19 protein-coding genes are annotated in these 21,219 nt (G+C 73.3%); 16 read left to right on the top strand and 3 right to left on the bottom strand.

All coding sequences use genetic code 11. The features are described from left to right. The first annotated feature begins 253 nt into the window (after positions 1 to 253). The 9 genes from NLX94_RS31340 to NLX94_RS31300 all read left to right on the top strand — a co-directional run bounded on the left by NLX94_RS31340 (position 254) and on the right by NLX94_RS31300 (position 14,311). Positions 254 to 7,348, top strand: a complete 7,095-nt coding sequence (locus NLX94_RS31340; RefSeq protein WP_254386503.1) for a non-ribosomal peptide synthetase — start codon at positions 254 to 256, stop codon at positions 7,346 to 7,348. After that, positions 7,345 to 7,551, top strand: a complete 207-nt coding sequence (locus tag NLX94_RS31335) for an MbtH family protein (protein WP_254386502.1) — start codon at positions 7,345 to 7,347, stop codon at positions 7,549 to 7,551. Before NLX94_RS31340 ends, NLX94_RS31335 begins: the two co-directional genes overlap by 4 nt. Before the next feature lie 152 nt (positions 7,552 to 7,703). After that, positions 7,704 to 8,138 (top strand): cobalamin B12-binding domain-containing protein, encoded by a 435-nt coding sequence (locus NLX94_RS31330; RefSeq protein WP_254386501.1) that lies wholly within the window; start codon positions 7,704 to 7,706, stop codon positions 8,136 to 8,138. Next, positions 8,135 to 9,511: a methylaspartate mutase gene (locus NLX94_RS31325; RefSeq protein WP_254386500.1), complete on the top strand. Its 1,377-nt coding sequence runs from the start codon at positions 8,135 to 8,137 to the stop codon at positions 9,509 to 9,511. Before NLX94_RS31330 ends, NLX94_RS31325 begins: the two co-directional genes overlap by 4 nt. A gap of 65 nt (positions 9,512 to 9,576) precedes the next feature. Next, positions 9,577 to 10,560 (top strand): asparagine synthetase A, encoded by a 984-nt coding sequence (locus NLX94_RS31320; RefSeq protein WP_254386499.1) that lies wholly within the window; start codon positions 9,577 to 9,579, stop codon positions 10,558 to 10,560. Then, on the top strand, positions 10,557 to 11,864 hold the full coding sequence (locus tag NLX94_RS31315; protein ID WP_254386498.1) for a glutamate synthase-related protein: 1,308 nt from the start codon (positions 10,557 to 10,559) through the stop codon (positions 11,862 to 11,864). Before NLX94_RS31320 ends, NLX94_RS31315 begins: the two co-directional genes overlap by 4 nt. Further along, positions 11,861 to 12,259 (top strand): hypothetical protein, encoded by a 399-nt coding sequence (locus tag NLX94_RS31310; RefSeq protein ID WP_254386497.1) that lies wholly within the window; start codon positions 11,861 to 11,863, stop codon positions 12,257 to 12,259. The genes NLX94_RS31315 and NLX94_RS31310 overlap by 4 nt, the downstream gene beginning before the upstream one ends. Positions 12,260 to 12,321: 62 nt before the next feature. Beyond that, a complete protein-coding gene (locus NLX94_RS31305) occupies positions 12,322 to 13,590 on the top strand; it encodes an MFS transporter (RefSeq protein WP_254386496.1) in 1,269 nt (422 codons plus the stop codon). A 10-nt stretch (positions 13,591 to 13,600) separates the two neighbouring features. Continuing rightward, entirely contained in the window at positions 13,601 to 14,311 is a 711-nt protein-coding gene (locus NLX94_RS31300; RefSeq protein ID WP_254386495.1) for a 4'-phosphopantetheinyl transferase superfamily protein, read from the top strand. Between the two features lie 21 nt (positions 14,312 to 14,332). Here NLX94_RS31300 and NLX94_RS31295 read toward each other — a convergent pair whose 3' ends face one another. Then, positions 14,333 to 14,746, bottom strand: a complete 414-nt coding sequence (locus NLX94_RS31295) for a hypothetical protein (protein WP_254386494.1) — start codon at positions 14,744 to 14,746, stop codon at positions 14,333 to 14,335. Between the two features lie 47 nt (positions 14,747 to 14,793). Between NLX94_RS31295 and NLX94_RS31290 the strand changes: the two genes are divergently transcribed. Next, positions 14,794 to 15,849 carry a biotin/lipoate A/B protein ligase family protein gene (locus tag NLX94_RS31290; protein WP_254386493.1) on the top strand — a complete coding sequence of 352 codons (1,056 nt, stop codon included), beginning with the start codon at positions 14,794 to 14,796 and terminating at the stop codon, positions 15,847 to 15,849. A gap of 401 nt (positions 15,850 to 16,250) precedes the next feature. On the opposite strand, the gene NLX94_RS31285 is transcribed toward NLX94_RS31290, so the two are convergent. After that, positions 16,251 to 16,454 (bottom strand): nuclear transport factor 2 family protein, encoded by a 204-nt coding sequence (locus tag NLX94_RS31285; protein ID WP_254386492.1) that lies wholly within the window; start codon positions 16,452 to 16,454, stop codon positions 16,251 to 16,253. A gap of 159 nt (positions 16,455 to 16,613) precedes the next feature. Here NLX94_RS31285 and NLX94_RS31280 point away from each other — a divergent pair, with 159 nt between their 5' ends. The 6 genes from NLX94_RS31280 to NLX94_RS31255 all read left to right on the top strand — a co-directional run bounded on the left by NLX94_RS31280 (position 16,614) and on the right by NLX94_RS31255 (position 20,730). Next, positions 16,614 to 16,805: a hypothetical protein gene (locus NLX94_RS31280; protein ID WP_254386491.1), complete on the top strand. Its 192-nt coding sequence runs from the start codon at positions 16,614 to 16,616 to the stop codon at positions 16,803 to 16,805. Between the two features lie 297 nt (positions 16,806 to 17,102). Beyond that, on the top strand, positions 17,103 to 17,732 hold the full coding sequence (locus NLX94_RS31275) for a bifunctional 2-polyprenyl-6-hydroxyphenol methylase/3-demethylubiquinol 3-O-methyltransferase UbiG (protein ID WP_254386490.1): 630 nt from the start codon (positions 17,103 to 17,105) through the stop codon (positions 17,730 to 17,732). Between the two features lie 81 nt (positions 17,733 to 17,813). Next, positions 17,814 to 18,338 (top strand): hypothetical protein, encoded by a 525-nt coding sequence (locus NLX94_RS31270; RefSeq protein WP_254386489.1) that lies wholly within the window; start codon positions 17,814 to 17,816, stop codon positions 18,336 to 18,338. Between the two features lie 20 nt (positions 18,339 to 18,358). After that, the gene (locus NLX94_RS31265) at positions 18,359 to 19,549 is read left to right on the top strand and encodes a sensor histidine kinase (RefSeq protein WP_374684049.1); all 1,191 of its coding nucleotides are present in this window, start codon (positions 18,359 to 18,361) and stop codon (positions 19,547 to 19,549) included. Then, the gene (locus NLX94_RS31260) at positions 19,546 to 20,229 is read left to right on the top strand and encodes a response regulator transcription factor (protein WP_254386487.1); all 684 of its coding nucleotides are present in this window, start codon (positions 19,546 to 19,548) and stop codon (positions 20,227 to 20,229) included. The genes NLX94_RS31265 and NLX94_RS31260 overlap by 4 nt, the downstream gene beginning before the upstream one ends. A 60-nt stretch (positions 20,230 to 20,289) precedes the next feature. Then, a complete protein-coding gene (locus NLX94_RS31255; RefSeq protein ID WP_254386486.1) occupies positions 20,290 to 20,730 on the top strand; it encodes a VOC family protein in 441 nt (146 codons plus the stop codon). Between the two features lie 66 nt (positions 20,731 to 20,796). Here NLX94_RS31255 and NLX94_RS31250 read toward each other — a convergent pair whose 3' ends face one another. Then, the gene (locus tag NLX94_RS31250) at positions 20,797 to 21,099 is read right to left on the bottom strand and encodes a hypothetical protein (RefSeq protein WP_254386485.1); all 303 of its coding nucleotides are present in this window, start codon (positions 21,097 to 21,099) and stop codon (positions 20,797 to 20,799) included. Between the last annotated feature and the right edge of the window lie 120 nt (positions 21,100 to 21,219).

Below are 21,219 nucleotides of genomic sequence, written 5' to 3'. Positions count from 1 at the left end.
GCCGTGAAGCGGCGCGCGGGACGACCGCACTACCGGCCTGACGGCCGCGGCGCGACTCTGCCGGACGCGACGCAACCCCGGGGGCCGGGCCACGGCCCACTGGGGTGCCCCAGCCCGGGGACCGGCAGTTCGGAGCGGCAGTACGGGTGCCGGGGAGCTGCCGCGGGGACTGCCCGGCGGAGTGGGGCGGGGTGCATAGCGTGGGGCCACGGACTCCGCTCCGCACCCCATCCCCCGCCTGGAGGCTCCCGCGATGCCCTCGACCGCCCCCTCCGCCTCCGCCGTCCTGGACGGCGGCCCGGCGATCACCCCGGCGCCCCGCGTGCTCGACCGGATCGACGCCCGGGTCGCCGACGGCGCCGAGCGGCTCGCGCTGGTGCACGGCGAGCGCCGGATGACGTACGGGCAGCTCGCCCTCGCCGTGGCTTTCCGCGCCGAGGAGCTGGCCGCCGAAGGTGCCGGGCCCGGGCGCCTGGTGGCCGTGCACCGGCCGCGCGGGATCGACGCGATCGTGGGGCTGCTGGCGGCCCTGCGGACCGGCGCCGCCTACCTGCCCCTGGACCCCGGCGCCCCGGAAGCCCGTACGGCCGCGATCCTCGCGGACTGCGCCGGGCAGGAAGTGCGCGCGGCGGAGGGCGAGTTCGTCCTGCCCGGCCCCGGTGTCCCGCAGGACGCCGCATACGTGATCTACACCTCCGGGTCGACCGGAACCCCCAACGGGGTGGTGGTCGGGCAGGACGCCCTGGCCCACTTCACCGCCGGGGCGACCGTCCGCTACGGCATCACCGCCGAGGACCGGGTGCTGCAGTTCGCGCCGCTCCACTTCGACGCGAGCGTCGAGGAGGTGTTCCTGACGCTGGGGGCCGGTGCCACCCTCGTCCTGCGCGACGAGGAGATGCTGGACGTCCCCGGGCTGCTCGCGGGGTGCGCCGCGCACGGCGTGACCGTACTGGACCTGCCCACGGCCTACTGGCACGAGCTGACCCACGCACTCGCCACCGGGATCGCGGAACTCCCGGCCTCCGTGCGCACGGTGGTCATCGGCGGCGAGGCCGCGCTGCCCGAACGGGTCGCGCAGTGGTGCGGGGCCGTCGACCCGGACCGGGTGCGGCTGCTGAACACCTACGGGCCGACCGAGGCCACCGTCGTCGCCACCGTCGCCGACCTCTCCCGGCACCCGGGCGGCCCGGTGCCGATCGGGGAGCCGCTGCCGGGGGTGCGCGCGGCCGTCGTGGACGGCGAGCTGTGGCTGCTCGGCGGAGGTCTGGCCCTCGGCTACCTCGGCCGGCCCGAACTGACCGGGCGGCGCTTCGCGGCGCTGGGCACCGAGCGCGCGTACCGGACCGGTGACGTGGTGTTCGTACGGGAGGACGGGCAGCTGGGCTTCCGGGGGCGGGCCGACGACGAGGTCAAGATCAACGGCCACCGGGTGGACCCGGCGTCCGTGGAATCGGTGCTCACCGCCCACCCGGGGGTCCGCGAGGCCGCCGTGGTGCCGCAGGAGACCGCGGACGGCGTGAAGCGGCTGGCCGCCTTCGTCGTCGCCGATCCGGGGGTGGACGCCGACGCGCTGCGCGCCCGCGCCCGGGCGCAACTGCCCGCCGCCGCCGTGCCGTCGGTGGTGGCGCTGGTGGAGGCCCTGCCCCGGACCTCCTCGGGGAAGATCGACCGCAAGGTGCTGCGCTCCGCGACCGCCGGGGAACGGCTGCCCGTCGAGGCGGTGTTCGACGGGTCGGTGCTGCCCGCCGAGGACCGGATCCCGCTGTCCTTCGCGCAGCGCCGGCTGTGGTTCCTGGCCGGGCTGGAGGGCCCCTCGACGACCTACAACCTGCCGCTGGTGCTGCGGCTGGACGCCGTCCCCGACCGGGATGCGCTGACCGCGGCCCTCGCAGACCTGGTGGAGCGCCACGAGGTGCTGCGCACGGTGTACCCGGCCGTCGATTCCGAGCCGTACCAGCACGTCCTGGATCCGCTTCCGGTCCCGCTGACGGCGCATGAGTGCGGTCCCGATCAACTCGACGCGCTCGTAGCGCGGTTCACCGGCGGAACCTTCGACCTGTCCTGCGAACTCCCGATCCGCGCCCGGCTGTTCACCACGGGCGACGGCGGCGCCACCCTCGCCCTGCTGACCCACCACATCGCCACCGACGGCTGGTCGGTGGGCCCGCTCCTGGCCGACCTGGACCGGGCGTACGCGGCGAGGCTGGCCGGCGCCGGGCCCGACTGGGAGCCGCTGCCGGTGCAGTACGCGGACTACACCCTGTGGCAGCACGAGCTCCTGGAAGATCCGACCGGGCTGCTGGACCACTGGCGGGCCGCCCTGGACGGGATGCCGACCGTACTGGACCTTCCCACGGACCGGCCGCGGCCCGCCGAGCCGACCGGACGGGGCGGCGATCTCGTGGCACGGCTCGACGCCGATGCGTTCGGGCGGCTCACCGCGCTGGGCGCGGAGCGCGGTGCCAGTCTCCTGATGGTCCTGCAGCCTGCCCTTGCCCAGGCGTTGGCCGCCGTCGGCGCGGGAACGGACATCGCGATCGGCACCCCGGTCGCGGGCCGCGGCGACGAGGCCCTCGACGGCCTCGTGGGCTTCTTCGTGAACACTCTGGTGCTGCGCACCGACGTGTCGGGGGACGTCCCGTACGCGGAGCTCGTGGACCGGGCCCGGGACGCCGACCTGGCCGCCTACGCCCACCAGGAACTGCCCTTCGACCTGCTGGTGGAACACCTCGCCCCGGACCGCGCACTCGCCGTCAACCCGTTCTTCCAGGTGATGCTGACGGCCCAGGAGCAGGAGGCACAGCCCCCGGAGCCGGCCGGTGCGCTCACCGGACGCTTCGTGGAACCGGGCCTGAGCGCAGCCAAGTTCGACCTCAGTGCCGCCTGCGTCGCCGCTGCGGACGGCACCCTGGAAGTGTGGTGGCAGTACGCGGCGGACCTCTTCGACGAGGAGACGGCCCGGCTGCTGCTGGACGTGTTCGTACGGGCCCTGGCGCGCGCGGCCGCCGATCCCGACGGGCTTCCCTCCGCGAGCCCGCTGCTGGACGGGGCGGAGCTGCGGGGGCTCGCCGAACGCCGGGCCCGTGTCGCCCTCGCCCGGGCCGCCGAGGCCGAGGCCGAGGCAGTGCGGGCCGTGCAGGCCCGGCCCGCCGGGGGCTCCGCGCCGGTAGAGACGCTCTGCTCCCTGTTCGCCGAGGTCATCGGCATCGACCGGGTGGCCCCGGACGACAACTTCTTCTCGGTCGGCGGCCATTCGATGATGGGCGTGCGGCTGGTGAACCGGATCCGTGCCGTGCTCGGCCTGGAGGCCCGCATCCGCGACCTGTTCCTCGCCCCGACCCCCGGCGGGCTGGCCCTGCGCCTCACCCGGGCCGGCGCGGGCACCGGACGGGCGCCACTGCTCCCGGTCGCGGACGCCGACCGGCCGGAGCGGGTACCGCTGTCGTACGCACAGCGCCGGCTGTGGTTCGTCGACCAGCTGGAGGGCCCGAGCCGCTCCTACACCATCCCGTTCGCCCTGCGGCTGGACCGGCCGCTGGACCCGGCCGTACTGGCCGAGGCCCTCGCCGACGTGGCGGGGCGGCACGAGGTGCTGCGGACGGTGTACCCGGCGGTGGACGGGCAGCCGTACCAGCGCGTGCTGGATTCGGTGCGGCCGGTGCTGGAGCAGGTTTCGGCTCCGCCGGGCGGGCTGGAGACGGCCGTCGACGCGGCGGCCGGGCACGTCTTCGACCTGTCGGCCGAACTCCCCTTCCGGGCCGCGCTGATCGATCCCGCGGACGGAGAGGCCGACGGGGACGGGCAGGTGCTGGTGCTGCTCGTGCACCACATCGCCGCCGACGGCTGGTCGACCGGCCCGCTCCTGGCCGATCTGGCCGCCGCCTACGCGGCCCGACGGGACGGGCGCGCTCCGGGCTGGCAGCCGCTGCCCGTGCAGTACGCCGACTACACCCTGTGGGAGCGGGCCGCCCTCGACGGCGAGGCCGCCGCCGCGCACATCGCCCACTGGAAGCAGGCCCTGGCCGGCGCGCCCCCGGTCCTGGAGCTGACGGCTGCCCGCACCCGGCCCGCGGAGGCCACGCACCGGGGCGCGGCGACCCCACTCGCCCTGGACTCCGGGACGCACGCCCGGCTGGAGCGCCTCGCCCTTGAGCACGGCGCCTCGGTGTTCATGGTGGTCCAGGCGGCGCTGGCGGCGACGCTGACCCGGCACGGCGCCGGCAGCGACCTGCCGCTGGGCACGGTCGTGGCCGGGCGCGACGACGAGGCGCTGAACGACCTGGTCGGCTTCTTCGTCAACACGCTGGTACTGCGCTGCGACACCTCCGGCAACCCCTCGTTCGCGGAACTCCTCGAGCGGGTCAGGGAGACCGACCTCGCCGCGTACGCCCATCAGGACCTCCCCTTCGACCTGGTGGTGGAGCAGCTCAACCCGGCGCGCACCACCGCCCACCACCCGCTCGTGCAGGTCGTGGTCCAGGTCCATCCCGCCGAGGCGCCGAATCCGGCGGACGCGGCGCTGGCCGGGACCCCGCTGGGGACGGCCTCCGGGTTCACGAAGTTCGACCTGACCGTGTCGCTGCGCGAGACGCGCACGGCGGACGGCGCCCCGGACGGGCTGGAGGGCGTACTGGAGTACGCGACGGACCTCTTCGACGAGGGGACGGCGGCCCAGCTGGCCGCGCACCTGGCCCGCACGCTGCGGGCGGTCGCCGAGGACCCCGGGCAGCGCATCGGGGACATCTCCCTGCTCTCCGCCGAGGAGGAGTTCCGCCTGGTCACCGAGTACAACGACACGGCGACCCCGAGTGCGGCCTGCGGGCTGGTCCACGAGCGGTTCGCCGCCCAGGCCCGCCGTACCCCGGACCGGATCGCGGTCTCCTACGAGGACGAGACGCTGACCTACGCGGCCCTCGACGCACGTGCCAACGCGCTCGCGCACCGGCTGCTGGCGGCCGGCGTGGCCCGGGACGGTGCGGTCGGCGTGCTGATGGACCGTACGCCGGACCTGCTGGTGGCGGCGCTGGCCGTGCTCAAGTGCGGGGCCGCCTACGTACCGCTGGACCCGCGGCTGCCCGACGCGCGGGTGCGCATGGTCATGGAGGACGTGGCGGCGCGGGTGCTCCTGACGCAGGAGTCGCACCTGGAGCGGCCCGCCGTGCTCCAGGAGGCGGCGGCCGGGATCAGGGTGATGGCGACGGACCGGGCACCGGACGCGGACGGCAGCTCCGATCCGGGGATCGCGGTCGGCGAGGACGCCCTGATGTACGTGATGTTCACCTCCGGCTCGACCGGCCGCCCCAAGGGCGTCGGGGTGACCCACCGCAACGTGGTGGAGCTGGTCACGGACCGCTGCTGGAACCTGGCCAACCACCGGCGGATGCTGGTCCATTCGGCGATCGGCTTCGACGCCTCCACCTACGAGCTGTGGGTGCCGCTGCTGAACGGCGGGCAGCTGGTCATCGCGCCCGGCGACGGCACCGACGTCGCCGAGCTCGACCACACGGTCCGCACCTACGGCGTGAGCGCGGCCTACTTCACCATGGGCCTCTTCCACATCATGGCCGACGAGGGCCTGGACACCCTCAAACTCCTCGACGAGGTCTGGACCGGCGGGGACGTGGCCTCCCCGAGCGCCCTCCAGCGGGTCCTCGACCACTGCCCGGACACCGTGCTGGTCCACTCGTACGGCCCGACCGAGACCACCTTCGCCTCCCACCAGCAGCGGATCCCGGCGGGACGGCGCACGCTGCCCGGCGTGTTCCTGGGTGCGGCCCTGGACAACACCCGGGTGCACGTCCTCGACGAACGTCTGCGCCCGGTCCCCATCGGGGTCGCCGGCGAGATGTACATCGCCGGCACCCAGGTGGCCCGCGGATACCTCGGCCGGCCGGGGCTCACGGCCGAGCGGTTCGTCGCCGACCCGTTCGCCGCCGACGGCGGCCGCATGTACCGCACGGGGGACCTCGTGCACTGGACCCCGGAGGGCGAACTGCGGTTCGTGGGGCGGGCCGACGGCCAGATCAAGCTGCGCGGCTTCCGCATCGAGCCCGGGGAGATCGAGGCGACCCTGGCCCGGCACCCGGGGGTCGGACAGGTCGCGGTGGTCGTCTTCGAGGACGGCCCCGGCGGGAAACGGCTCGTCGCGTACGCCGTGCCGCGCGCCGGCCACGGCCTCGACGCCGAGGGGCTGCTGCGCTGGGCGGCGGACGAACTGCCCGAGCACATGGTCCCTTCGGCGGCGGTGCTGCTCGACTCCATCCCGCTCACCGTCAACGGCAAGCCGGACCGCAAGGCCCTGCCGGCGCCCGCCCCCGCCGTACGTCCCTCCGGGCGGGCCCCGCGCAACCCGCGCGAGGAGATCCTGTGCGGCCTGTTCGCCGAGGTCCTGGGCGTGGAGGGGGTGGGCATCGACGACAACTTCTTCGGCCTGGGCGGGCATTCGCTGCTCGGGGTGCGCCTGGTGAGCCGGATGCGCACCGTGCTCGGGCTGGAGCGGGGGGTCCGCGACCTGTTCCGCACCCCGACGGTCGCCGGGCTGCTGGGCGACGAACCCAGCGGCTTCGACCCGATGGGCGTGGTGCTCCCGCTGAGCACGCGCGGGAGCCGGCCACCGCTGTTCTGCATCCACCCGGGAACCGGCGTCGGCTGGCCGTACGCGGGCCTGGCCCAGCACCTGGGCCCGGACCAGCCGCTGTACGCGATCCAGGCCAGGGCCCTGAGCGAGCTGGGCCACTCCCCCGCCTCCGTGGAGGAGATGGTGGAGGACTACCTCCCGCTGATCCGCGAGGTCCAGCCGCACGGCCCGTACCGCTTCCTGGGCTGGTCCTTCGGCGGAACGGTCGCCCACGCCCTCGCCGTGCGGCTGGCCGACCTCGGGGAGCGCACCGAGCTGCTGGCGATGATGGACGTCCACCTGCTGCCCACCGAACCGGTGCGGCGGGCGATGACCCCCGCGCAGAAGCGGGACATGCTGGTCGGAGACGCCTCGGACGAGCCGGCCGACGCGCCGTTCGACGTGGACGCGCTGATCGGCCTGGTACGGCTGAAGGACCCGGTGCTCGGGGCCTTCTCGGACGGGGAGATCCGCTCCGTGATCGGAGCGTCCATCAACCACGCCGAAATCATGAACCTGTACGCCCCGCGCCCCGTCGCCACCGACATGCTGTTCCTGGCGGCCATCGAGGACGGGGAAACGGAGAACACTCTCGCGCAGCACTGGATTCCCTACGTGGAAGGCAGCGTCGAGAATCACATCATCGGGGTCCCGCACACCAGAATGGGCGAACCCGAACCGCTTGCACTCATCGGCCGTATCCTTTCCGAGAAATTGAGGAGCCTGTCATGACCAATCCTTTCGACGACACCGAGGGCACGTTCCACGTCGTGGTCAACGCCGAGGGACAGCACGCCCTGTGGCCCACATTTGCAAGCGTTCCCGCAGGCTGGGACGTGGTCTGGGGTGCCGGCCCGAGGGCGGAGGCCCTCGCCTACGTGGAGCAGAACTGGACGGACATCCGGCCCAAGAGCCTGGTCGCCCAGTACGCCTGACCCCTTTCGGAAAGCCCAGGAAAACCGTGTCCCGCACCGCGGGGCGCGGTTTTCCGTTTCCCCCGGGCACATTCCTCCGGCATTCCCACTGCCTGGCATACTGCCGGTCCAACTTCCCCTCGGCGCACCCGTCCCTTCCTATATTCGTCCGTATGCGACGACGGAATGCGAAAATCCTTCTCACGGGTACGGCTTCTGATTCCCACACATGGAACCTGGTCTATCTGCAGCTGCTCCTGGAGGAGCTCGGCCACCCGGTCCGCAATCTGGGTCCCTGTGTGACGGACGAGCTGCTGACGGCGGCCTGCGCGGCCGAGGAACCCGGCCTCGTGGTCATCAGCAGCGTCAACGGGCACGGCTACCGGGACGGGCTGAGCGCCGTGCGCGCCGTCCGCCGGACCGGCCTGACCCTCCCCGTCGTCATCGGCGGCAAGCTGGGCGTGGCCGGCGCGGCCGACCCGGAGCAGCGGGCACGGCTCCTCGACGCGGGCTGCGACGCCGTCTTCGACGACGGTGACGTCGGCGCCCTGAAGGCCTTCCTCGCCTCCCTCGGGACCCCGCGGGCCACCCGTCTGGCCGTCGTGTGAACGCCGCCACGCTCGCCGCACCGGACGTGGCCGCCTCCTCCGCTCCCTCCGTTTCCTTCGGCTCGTTCGTCGCGGGCGCCGCCGCCTCCGGACAGCTCGTCGTCCAGCCGCGGATGGGTTTCGGCGATCCGCACCGCATGCGGGGCGGCCTGGAACGCACCAAGTCCGCCGTGGCCACCACGGTCGGCACCCTCACCATCGACAGTTACACCCGGGTCGGCGACCACGCCGCGGCCCGCGACGCCCTCGCCGAGGGCACCCCGCTCAACGGCTACCCGATCACCACCCACTCCGCCGAGCTCACCCGCGGCCTGCTCGCGGGCGTGCTCGACGCCGGCTTCCCCGTCCAGGTGCGCCACGGCTCGTCCCGGCCGGAGCCGATCGTCCGGGCGCTCGCCGCCGCCGGGCTGGACGCCACCGAGGGGGGACCGGTCTCGTACTGCCTGCCCTACGGGCGCACCCCGCTCGCCGAGTCCGTGGAGAACTGGGCGCACTGCTGCGAACTGCTCGCCTCGCTCGTCCCGGCGCCGCGGGTGGCGCACGTGGAGAGCTTCGGCGGCTGCATGCTGGGCCAGCTCTGCCCGCCGGGGCTACTGGTCGCCATCAGCCTGCTGGAGGGCCTGTTCTTCGTCCGGCACGGCATCCGCAGCGTGTCCCTCAGCTACGCGCAGCAGACCGACCCCGGGCAGGACGCGGAGGCGGTCCGGGCACTGCACCGGCTCGCCGCGGAGTTCCTGCCGCCGGAGGTGGACCGGCACGTCGTCCTCTACACCTACATGGGCGTCTTCCCGCACACCGGGCGCGGGGCCACCCGGCTGCTGGAGGCCTCGGCGCGGCTGGCCGTGACCTCGGGGGCGCAGCGGCTGATCGTCAAGACGGCCGCCGAGGCGCACCGGATCCCCACCGTGCTGGAGAACGTCCGCGCCCTGGAGACGGCCGCGGCGACGGCGGCGCTGACCGGGCCGCCGCGCGAGGCGGCGGAGCCCGCGGACAGCGAGGTGTACCGGGAGGCCCGGGCCTTCGTGGAGGCCGTCCTCGACTTCGGCGACGACCTCGGGAAGGCCCTGCGGACCGCTTTCGCGCGGGGAGTCCTGGACGTCCCGTACTGCCTGCACCCCGACAACGCCGGGCGCTCACGGAGCTTCATCGACGCGGGCGGACGGCTGCGCTGGTCCGAGACCGGCTCGATGCCGGTCGCTCCCCGTCGCGCGACGGGTCGCCGTGCGCCGCGGTCCGCGGGGTCCATGACCTCGGACGGGCTGCTGGCGGCTCTGGGCCGGGTGGCATCCCAGTACGACGGCCCGCCGACGACCGGCTCCCGGGGAGCGATCGGAGCCCGGCCCGGGGCCCGGGCCGTCCGGGCCCCCGCGTGAACACCCGTACCCCACGAACACGACCACGACGCCGTCCACGAAGAGCAACAGGAACAGGAACCGACATGGACCTCTCGACCCCTCCCCCGCTGGGTGAGCACCTGCGCTCCCCACAGCTGCGGTCCGCGATGCTCGTCCAGCAGGAAGCCCTCCACGCGGCGCGGCAGTTCCTGCGCGGCGAGGGCTTCGTGGAGCTGCTGCCGCCGCTGGTGGGCCCGGTCACCGACCCGGGCGGGCGCGGCGCGAAGGCGCTGGACGTCGACTACTACGGACAGCCGTACAAGCTGATGACGAGCGCGATCCTCTACAAGCAGGCCTCCCTCAAGGGCTTTCCGCGCCTCTTCTACATCGCCCCGAACGTCAGGGTGGAACCCCCCGAGACCGCGGGCACGGGCCGCCACCTCGTGGAGTTCCACCAGATCGACGTGGAGATGGCGGGCGGCAGCCGGGCCGACGTCCAAGAGATCGCGGCCGGGCTGCTGACCAGCGTGGTCGAGCACGTGTGGACGGCGGTCCCCGAGGTGCTGCGCGAACTGGGCCGCGAAGAGCTGGACTTCGCCGAGCTGCGGTCCGGGAAGTTCGACTCCTGCACGCACGAGGAGGCGGTGGCCCGGCTCATCGGGCAGGGCCACCCGCAGAGTCCTGACGCGGAGATCGACTGGGAGGGCGAGAAGGTGCTCTCCCTGGAGGCCGACCGGCCGTTCTTCATCGAGGACTACCCCAAGGGATCGCGCGGCTTCTACGACCGCGAGGACCCCGAACGGCCGGGCGTACTGCGCAACTTCGACCTGATCGCACACGGCGGATACGGCGAGCTGGTCAGCGGCAGCGAGCGGGAGTCGGGCTACGCGGCCATCGTGACCCGGATGCGGGAGAGCGGCGAGAACCCGGCCAAGTACGCCTGGTACCTGGAGCTGGCCCGCGAGGGCATCGAGCCCAGCGCCGGCTTCGGCATGGGGCTGCAGCGACTGGTGCGCTACCTGACCGGGCTCGACGCCCTCTGGCAGGTCAGCGCCTACCCGAAGCTGCCGGGGGTGATCGCGCCGTGAGCGCACTGGGTGCTCCGGGCTTCCCGGAGCGGGCGGTACGGGCGAGAGCCCGGGCGGGCACGGCGGAGGTGTTCCCGGCGGCGGACGCCTACGGGGCAGAGCTCTTCGGGGCCGGGTATGCCGCAGGCAGCGGCGGCACGCCCGAAACGCCCGATGCCCTGGACGCGCTGCGGATCGTGCCGCCGGTGTTCATGCCGCGGCGGCTCGAGAAGCTGATCGACCTGGGCCGCGAGCCCTCGTACGAGGACGTGGCCCTGGACACGTCGATCGGCGGATTCACGGCCCGACTGCCGCTTTACCTCTCGGCGTTCGGATCCACCCGGGCCGGCAGCGGCGACCTCGGGGTGGCGGCCGGGCGGCAGGCGGCGCGGCTCGGCATCCCGATGGTGATCGGCGAGAACATGGTGCCGGTGCACGGGTACGCCCGTGGCGGCGACGGCGGGGCCACCCGCTCGGCCCTGCTGGAGCGGGTGGCCGCCTACGCGGAGTCCCTTCCGGACGGGGTCGGCGGCGTGGTCGTCCAGCAGTCCACCGAGGACGCCGACTCCGAGGTCTGGAACCTGCTCTACAGCGATCCGGGGACCCGGGCGCTGCGCGACTCGGGGCGGCTCGGCTTCGAACTGAAGGTGGGCCAGGGCGCCAAGCCCGGACTCGGCGGCATGACGGTGGTGGGCGCGGCCGAAGCCGACCGGCTGGCCGGGCAGTTCGCCGTACGGGACCTCCTGGGCGACCCCGACGGGAGGCTGCTGCGGTGCGCGACGCCCGGCACCTTCACCGAGGAGATCGTCCGCCAGCAGCTGCGGTTCATGCGGAACAACTTCCCGCTGGCCCGTACCTGGGTGAAGTTCCACCCGGGCCGGGACATCGCCCAGGCCTCTGCCACTGCGTGGGTGGCCGGCGCCGACGCGGTCACGGTGGACGGCGCCGAGGGCGGCACCGGCTGGGCGCCGCGGGTGTTCCTCGACCAGGTGGGGCTGCCGCTCGGGGAGTGCCTGCGCCGGATCGGCCGCCCGGGCGGGGACCTGCTCGCGACGGGCCGGATCTGGGAGGGCGGCCGGGCCGCGCGGGCCCTGGCCCTGGGCGCGACCGCGGTGGGCCTGGGCCGGGCGGCCCTGCTCGCGGTGGACGAGGACCCCGAGGCGGGGCTGGTCCGGCTGGTCGAGGCCCTGGCCCTGGAGCTGCGGCTGCTGGTCAGCGCCCTGGGGAAGTACAGCGTCACCGATCTGGATCCGGCGGACCTGTGGTCGCCGGACACCCCGGTGGCGGGAGCCGTAGCAGCCGTTGCGCTCGGGACCCCCTCATGAGGGCCGCAGGCCCGGACCGGCGCGCCGCCCGCGCCGTCGCCACCGTCGGTCCGGGGCCCGGGCGGCCCGCCCCGCGGTCCGGGCCGGACGGCCGGCTCACGGGCCCGCCCGGGCACCACCGGCGGGCGGCGTGCGTCCGGGGGCGGTTCCGGCTCTCGGAGGTACCGGGGGTCAGCGTGGCCCCCGTCCTTCCGGCGGGCCCGGCGGCCACCGCCGCCGCGACCATCGCCGCCTACCGGGCGCTCGGAGCGGCCGGACTCGGACACCTCGGGGGCCGCCTGGACCTGCGGACGTACGGCGGCGCCCTCCGCGGCTCCGACCTGGCGCGCGCCGCGCGCCGGGCCGTGGCCACCGCCCTCGCCGGCCCCCGCCACCGCGGTGACCGCCGGCAGTGAACGACCCCGCCCTTCCCGCCCTTCCCTCAGCTCTCCCAGTCCACACAGAGAACAGGTGCACCATGGACACCCCCGTACAGCAGACCCCGCAGCCCGGACAACCGGTCCAGTGGGGCCGGGTCGGCTCCCTCGTCGGCGGCCAGGCCGCCGTGCAGCTCGGCAGCTTCGCCCTCCTGATCGCCATGAACTGGACCGCCGTCGAGCTGGGCGGGACCGGTGCGGTCACCCTGCTGATGCTCGCCGCCACCGTGCCCCGCGCCCTGATGCTGATCTTCGGCGGGGCGGTGGCCGACACCCTCGGGCCGCGTTTCATCCTCCTGCGCACCACGGCCGCCCGCGTCGTCCTGCTCGCCGCGGGGGCCGTGGTCACCGCCACCGCGCACGAGCTGTGGCCGCTGGTGGTGATCGCGTTGATCGAGGGGGTCCTGCTGGGCCTCGCCGGACCGGCTTCCGGTGTCCTGCTGCCGATGTTCGCCCGCGGCGACCAGCTGGCCCGCGCCAACTCCCTCTACTCGATGGTGCTGCGCGTCGCGCCCATCCTCGGCGCCCCGGCCGGAGCGTTCCTGATCACCGTCGGGGAGCTGTGGCTGGCGATGCTGGTCGGAGCCGTCACCGGGGCGATCTGGCTCGGCTGCCTGCTCCACGTCACCCACGGGTTCGTCCGCCCGAAGCCGGAGCCCGGCGTCTCCCTGGTCAAGCGCTCCGGCGACGGCTTCCGCCTGCTCGCCGCCCACCCCCGGCTGCGCTGGATGTTCGTCGCCGCCCTCTGCCTCGACCTGGCGTTCAGCTGGCCTGCGGAGGTGGCGCTGCCGCTGCTGGTGTCCGAGCGCGGCTGGGGCGTGAGCGCCGTGGGCGTGGTGCTGGCGGCCTTCAGCGTGGGCGCGCTCGGCTCCAGCGCGGTGGGCGCCGCGATGGCGCACCGCATCCCGATGTTCGTGCGCCTCGTCGTCACCGGCGCCGGTCTCGCCGCCGGGATCCTCGTGATGGCCCTGATGCCGTCCGTGGTCTCGCTCACCGCCGTAGCCGCCGGGGTCGGGCTGCTGTCCGGCCTCAACGGCCCCGCGATCGTCACCCTGTACCAGGAATCGGCCCCCGAGGACCGGATGGGCGCGGCGATGTCCACCCTCGCCCTGGCCGGGATCGGCACCGCCCCCATCTCCATCGCCGTCTTCAGCTCGCTCTCCCTCGTCCTGGGCGTCCAGACCACGTGGCTGCTGTGCGGTGCGATCGCCTTCGTCTCCCCGGTGGCGGCGGTACTCGCCCTGCGCCACCCCGCGCGGGCCGAGGAGCCGGCGCCGGTGGAGCAGCTCCCCGTCCCCGCTGCCGCCTGAGGAGGCACCCATGTCCGTACTCACCCAGCAACTCCTGGTCCCGGAGAGGCTGTCGGACGCCGGTCCGGCAGAGGCCGTACTGGTGGCCGCGAGCCCGCAGCTGTGGCTCGTGGACACCACGGAGTACCGCGTGCACGCCGCGCGGCACGCGCCCGGCACGCTGGACGCCCAGGAGCTGGCCCGCGCGGCCGAGTTCGTACAGGCCGCCGACCGGGACGCGTACGTCTGCGCGCACGTCGCGCTGCGGCGGCTGCTCGGCGCGTACCTGGGCATCGTCCCGCGCGAGGTGACCGTCGAGCGGGCTCCGTGTGCACACTGCGACGAGCCGCACGGGCGTCCCGTACTCCCGGGCGGCGCCCTGCACTTCTCGCTCTCCCACTGCACCGACATCAGTCTGCTGGCCTTCGCGACCGCCCCGGTCGGGGTGGACGTGGAGGAGCTGGTGGCGCCGCGGACCATCCCGGAGCTGGCCGACGTCCTGCACCCGCGGGAGGCCGCCGAACTGGCGGCCCTCCCGCCCGGGGACCGTTCGGCGGCCTTCACCCGGGTCTGGACCCGCAAGGAGGCCTACCTCAAGGGCCTGGGCGTCGGGCTGTCGGAAAACCCGGCCGCGGACTACGTCGGCTCGGGCACCGTACCGGCCCGGCTGCCGGGGTGGAGCCTGAGCGACGTCCTGGTCCCGGCCGGCCACTGCGCGGCCCTCGCCCTGCACACACCGTGACCCGACCGGCCGGGCGGTGGATCAGAAGCTGTCGGGGTCGGTCGCGCAGGTGGCCCGGCGCCGGCCGATGACCAGGAGCGCCTCCTGCAGGGCGTCGGCGTCACCGCGGCGGATGTGGTGGATGGAGCCGTCGACGGCGGACAGCTCGGGCTCGATCGGATGGCTGAGCTCCGTACGCCGCAGGATGATCCCGGTCGGCGGGTCGAAGGCTCTGAGAGCCTGCACCAGGGACCGTCTGCCCTGGTCCCCGAGGGGACCGGGGCGGTCACGGGTGACCACGGCGATGTCGGGCAGGAGCACGCGGGCCTGCGCCAGCGCGGTGTCGGGACGCTGCGCATGTCCGATCACCCGGAAGTGCGGACTGCTCTGTACGCGCTGCCGCACGGCCAGCAGCTCGGGACCTTCCGGCAGGCCTACCAACAACACGGTCATCATTTGTATACTTTTGCTCGGTTTTTCGGAAAACGGAAGGGCGTCCCTCGGTGCACGGCGAGTACAAGGTTCCAGGCGGCAAACTCGTCGTCGTCGATCTGGAGCGGGCGCAGGAGGTACTGCGCGGCGTGCGGGTCTCGGGCGACTTCTTCCTTGAACCCGACGAGGCCCTCGACGCGGTCGACAGGGCCCTCGAAGGAGCTCCGGTCGACGCCGATGCCGCTTCCCTCGCCGCCCGGATCACCGCGGCGCTGCCGCCCGGGACTCAGATGTTCGGGGTGAGCGCGGAGGGCATCGCCATCGCGGTGCGCCGCGCGCTGGCGCAGGCCACCGAGTGGTCCGCGCACGACTGGCGGCTGATCCGCATGCCCCCGCAGGACCCCGCCCTGCACATGGCGCTGGACGAGGTCCTCACCCACGAGGTCGCCGCCGGGAACCGGCCGCCGACCCTGCGGGTGTGGGAGTGGGGTGCGCCGGCCGTGGTCATCGGCAGCTTCCAGTCCCTGCGCAACGAGGTGGACCCCGAGGGGGCCGGGCGGCACGGCATGACGGTGGTGCGCAGGATCTCCGGCGGCGGGGCCATGTTCATCGAGCCCGGCAACACCATCACGTACTCGCTCTCGGTACCGGAGTCCCTGGTCTCGGGACTGTCCTTCGCCGACTCGTACGCCTATCTCGACGACTGGGTCCTCGGCGCGCTGGGCGAGATGGGCGTGAAGGCCTGGTACCAGCCCCTGAACGACATCGCCACCGAGGCGGGGAAGATCGCGGGCGCGGCGCAGAAGCGGTTCGTGGCCGGCGGGGGCGCCGTGCTGCACCACGTGACGATGGCCTACGACATCGACGCCGACAAGATGACCGAGGTGCTCCGGATCGGCCGCGAGAAGCTCTCGGACAAGGGGACGAAGAGCGCCAAGAAGCGCGTGGACCCGCTGCGCCGGCAGACCGGTCTCTCCCGCGAGGAGGTCATCGAGCGCATGGTCGGGGTCTTCCGCGCGCGCTACGGGCTGGCGGAGGACACCGTGACGGAGCAGGAGCTGGCCCGGGCCCGCGAGCTGGCGAGGACGAAGTTCTCCACCGAGGAGTGGACCGCCCGCGTCCCGTGAGCGAGAGCGGTCCTGTCCGTGTCGGCCCGTTGCCCGGGTGAGGCAGGCGTGGATGCACGGGGCGCCGCAGGCGCCCTTGTGCAGGACGGCCTCCGCGATCGACTGCCAGTGGGGCAGCGGGGTCAGCGTGAGGTCGTCGCTGCTCCTGCTCGGGCCGGTCCGCTGTGTGCTGAGGGCGGTGTTCATGGTTCCTCCCGTTGGGGTGGGGGTCCGTCCCGTCCAGCACACCATCACGCCGTAGGGCCGGCTGTTGGGAACCTCCGGGACCGGCTCAGCCAGGCCGACTTCGGCAGCGCGCACTTCGGCCTGCGCGACGGCTCCTTCGCCTTCCACCTGACGGAGGCCAAACCGGCCGGGATCCCCTTCGACCCGAACGCCTGACACTCCTCCGCTCCCCGCGCCTACTGCGCCTGCCCCGCCTCGTTGCGCAGGACGGTGTAGGCCACCATGGCCGAGTCAAGGTAGGCCCGCACTTCCACGATGGTGTCGCCGTCGAAGCGGCACACCCAGCAGTGGCGGTTGGCGAACGGGGCGCCTTCGTTCGTGGTCGAGGTCGAGTACAGCTCGGCGACGGCGATGTCCCCGTCGACGTGTACGCGCTCCACCTCTACGGGGCATGGCCGCGGCGGACGGCAATTTCTGCCGAGTCGAGGCTCATGAACGCGGCGAGGACACGACCGGATGTCACCGAACGTGTTTATAGGCGTGCATTTCGGTAACAAGAAGTAGCGACAGGCAGTCCGAACCCGACGGAAGGCAGGAACATGACCCTCGTCACCACGCTCATCCTCGTCGCGGTCGCCGCTCTCGTCGGCCTGCTGGCCCTGGCTCCCAGCGCGCCCGCGCGGCGCAACCCCTTCCCCGGCCGACGCCGACGGGCCACGCACCGGCGTACTGCCGCACCGCGGCCGAACAACCTCCCCGGCCAGCGGGGACTCCACCACCACACCCGCTGACACCACCTCAGAGGCGCGCAGCGCACCCCCACGGGCCCTGCCCCCCTCTCAGCACTCATGGGCAGAAGAGTGTTTGAGGCAGGGAGGGCGGGACAGACGCGTGGATGCCGGAAGCGAACACCTCGCCGGTGGGCGCCTTCCGGAGCGGGCTCTGCCGCATGCCAGTCCTCCCCCCGGCGGCATGCGGCAGGCCCGCCCGCACGACGGGCTGCTGCTACCTGCGGGCGACGGAGGCCGGATGGGGGCGCTGGGGCGAAGCCGCCGGTACCGTGGCAACAGCCGGTACGAGGAGGGGACATGATCCGACGCAAGAGCGCGGCCGAGGTCTTTGACGCGCTGGGTGAGCGATACGACGACCTGTTCGGTTCCGTGCCCGAGCAGTTGAAGGCCCTGGACTGGCTCGTGGGGCGGCTGCCCGCCGGAGCTCAGGTGCTGGACGTGGGCAGCGGCACCGGCAGGCCCACGGCGGAGGTGCTCTCCCGCGCCGGGCATGCCGTGACCGGGATCGACGTTTCGGCGGCCATGGTCGAGACGGCCCGCGTCCGAGTGCCAGGGGCACGTTTCGAGCAGGCCGATGTCCGCACGTACGTCCCCCCGGTGGCCGGTTTCGACGCCGTGTGCTCCTTCTTCCCCCTCCTGGTCATGGACCAGGAGGACGTCGCGGCCGCCCTCGACCGGATGGCCTCCTGGATCGCGCCCGGCGGGCACCTCGTGCTGGCCACGGTCCCGGGGGACATCCGGGAGCTGGACATCGAGTGGATGGGCCATCCGGTGACCGTCAGCAGCCTGTCCGCGGACCAGCACCTGCGGCAGCTGACCGCGGCCGGCCTCGAAGTGCTCCACCACCACACGTCGTCCTTCGTACCCGCGGACCCCCTCGCGGGGCCCGAGGAGCACTTCTTCTGCTACGCGACACGACCCGCCTGACGGGTGGAGCCGTCGATCTCCACCCCCTTCTCCACCCCTGGGTCCAGGCGTCGTGGGCCGCCGCACAGCAGGCTTGAGGGCATGACGACGACCGAGTGGATCACCGACATCGCCCTCCTCCTGATCGTGTTCCGGCAGCTCCGGGAGGGCCGGCTCGAGCTCAGGACCTTCCTGCTCCCGCTGGGGATCGTGGCCTTCGTGGCGTACTCCTACCTGGACACCATTCCCACCGCCGGCAACGACCTGGTGCTGATCGGCGTCCTGGTTGCCGTGGGCGCCGCACTCGGCATCGCGGGCGGCGTCTACACCCGTGTCCGTACCGACGGGGAGCACATCCTGATCAAGGCCGGTGCGGTGGCGGCGGTCCTGTGGGTCGTGGGCATGGGAGCCCGGATGGGCTTCCAGCTGTGGGTCGAGCACGGCGGCGGCTCCGCCGATGTCGCCCGGTTCAGCGCCGCGCACCAGATCACCAGCGACAAGGCCTGGGTGGCTGCGTTCGTGCTGATGGCCCTCACCGAAGTGGTCACGCGGCTGGCGACGATCTTCATCCGGAGCCGCAGCCACGCGGTGGCCCGCCCCGCGCCCGTGCTCAGCCGTACGGTGTGACCTTGCAGTATGTTCGGCGCATGCCCCCGACGAAGATCCCTCCGCCTCCGGGAACGGCACCGTCCCCGGAGGCGGAGTCGCGTCCGGTTCCCGGACAGGACCCGAGGGTCCGGTGGGCACTGACCCTGGCGGTCGTCGCCGTCGGAGCCGTGACGATCCGGCCCATGGGCCTCAGCGGCCGGGGGCTCGCCGTCGCCGTCCTCTTCGTGGTCAGCGCGGCCGCCCTGCTGGCCCGCGGCCTGCCCGAGAACGCGGCGACCCAGCGGTTCGCCCCCGCCTGGCTGGCCGGCGGTGTCGTCGCCGCGGCCGCCCTGATCGGCCTCAGCAGCGGCACGGGGTACCTCTTCGCGTTCTTCCTGTCCGGTCACATCGGACACCGGCTGGAGACCAAGCGGGCCCTGGCGCTCGCGGGACTCTGCAGCGTGCTCTGCGCCGGCGCCATCTATTTCGATCTGGGGCCGGGGCACCATCAGCTGCCGTGGCTGCTCGGCCTCGCCACCGGCGCTCCCGTCCTGGTCGGCATCCTCAACCGCAGCCAGCGCCAGGCGGTGCGGGCCGTGATCGAGGCATCCGAGTCCGCCGAACGCGCCGCCCGGGCCGAGGCGCGGACGGCCGTGCTGAGCGAACGCGGGCGGATCGCCCGGGACGTGCACGACGTACTGGCGCACTCGCTGGCCGGGATCAACATGCAGCTGGAACTGGTCGACGCGCTGATCGACACCGGCGACCTGGAGAAGGTCCGGGAAGCCAATGCCAAAGCCCACGCCCTGGTCAAAGAGAGCCTGAAGCAGGCGCAGTGGACCGTACACGCGCTGCGCGAGGACGCGTTGCCGCTCGTGGAGAGCCTGACCGCGATGGTCGAATCCGCGGGACGCCACGTCGGCCTCACCGTGACCGGCACCGCCCGCGAACTCCCCACCCGGGTGACCCAGAACCTCCTGAGGATCGCCCAGGAGGCGCTCACCAACGCCGCCCGGCACGCGCCGGGGGGCTCCGTCCGCGTGGAGCTGGGATTCGCCGCCTCATCGACGACGCTGAGGATCCGCAACGGTCCCGGCACGCGCCCGGCGGACACGGGGCCCGGCAGCGGGATGGGCCTGATCGGAATGCGCGAACGCGTCGCACTACTGGATGGAACCGTCACCGCCGGCCCCGTCACCGAAGGGCCGGACCGGGGCGGATGGCACGTGGAGGCAGTGATCCCGGGATGAGCGAACCGACCGAGGAGCTCCGTAGGTTGAGGGTGATCGTCGCCGATGACCAAGCCGCGGTCCGGGAACCGCTCGCCGCGGTACTGGGCCTCGCCGAGGACATCGACGTCGTGGCGGCCGCCGCCGACGGCACGGAGGTGCTGGCGGCCGTCGCCGCCGGTCCGGTGGACGTCGTACTGATGGACTTGAGGATGCCCGTCATGGACGGGATCGAGACGACCCGCAGACTGTGCGAGCAGTACCCGCAGGTGGCGGTGGTCGTGCTCACCACCTTCGCCGACGACGACTCGATCCTGGGCGCACTGGGCGCGGGAGCCCGCGGCTACCTGACGAAGAACGCGGGGCGCAAGGACATCACCCGCGCCATCCGGGCGGCCGCCGCCGGGCAGTCCGTACTCGACCGCGAAGTACAGGACCGGCTGCTCGCCACCGTCCGGAACACGGCCCCGGCCACGCATGCGGCCGTGCCGGGATCCGCCGCCCTGCCCGAGGACCTCACGCGCCGCGAACGCGAAGTCCTCGCGCTGATCGGCCAGGGCCTGCCCAACCGGGGAATCGCCGAGAAGCTCTTCGTCAGCGAGGCCACCGTGAAGACCCACATCAACAACCTGTTCGCCAAAGCCGGCATCCCGGACCGGGCGGCCGCCGTCCGGCGGGCCATCGAAGCCGGCCTGGCCTGACCCCAGCGGCCTCCGCGTGGTGGGCGGCCACTGCCGAGCAGGGCGTTCTACTGTGACCGCATGGAACCGCGCATCACCCTGGTCACTTTGGGAGTCTCCGACCTCGCTCGTGCCAAGGGTTTCTACGAGGCCCTGGGCTGGCGCGGACAGGAGGTCGAGGAAACGGTCTTCTTCCAGGCCGGCGGGCTCGCGCTGGTGCTGTGGGATCGGGAGAAGCTCGCCCGCGACTGCGGCCTGGAGCCCGGACCGGCCGCGGGGTTCGGTGGGATCGCCCTGGCTCACAACGTCCGCTCCGAGGCCGAGGTGGACGCGCTGCTCGACGCCGTACGAGGGGCCGGCGGCAGGATCACCAAGCCCGCGGCCGTCAATGCGATCGGGTTCTACTCCAGTGCTTTCGTGGACCCGGACGGCCACGCCTGGGAGATCGCGTACAACCCGGGCTTCCCCCTCGCCTCGGACGGTTCGGTCACCCTGCCCGATTTCGGCGACTCGCAGGACTGATCCAGGGGCTCCAGCCTCTCTCCGGGGGCACCGGCGCGGGTCGGGCAGGGGTGGTGGTCGCGCCGGTCAGCGGCGGTAGAGCCGGCCGGCGACGGCGTGACCGATGACGAGGTAGGCGACCGCTGCGATGCCGTAGCCGACCACCACCTGGATCCATTCGCGGTCGAAGGTGAACAGGTCGTAGGACCAGCCGGCCAGCCAGCTCGCCGCGTCGTGGATGAAGTCCACCAGGGAGTTGGCCTGGTTGGCCTCCAGCAGGTACAGCAGGATCCACAGGCCGATGACGAAGGCCATGACGTCAGCCACGACCGCGACGACGCGGCCCGCTCGGCTGCTTCCTCTGGAATGCACTCGCGTGTGTGTGGGCATGCCGCTCGTCTTGCCGCTTCCCGGCGGGGTAAACCCGTGGATCGCCGCCCCGGGGACGACCTCGGCGAACGGTCCACGGCAACGGAATGAAGACGGGCGCGGGCAGCAATCCGTGACGTC

It is taken from the genome of Streptomyces sp. TBY4 (assembly GCF_024213195.1).
In the GTDB taxonomy this organism is placed as follows: Bacteria; Actinomycetota; Actinomycetes; order Streptomycetales; family Streptomycetaceae; genus Streptomyces.
The sequence above is the reverse complement of the archived record's forward strand: the minus strand, read 5'-3'. Positions and strand labels throughout refer to the sequence as shown.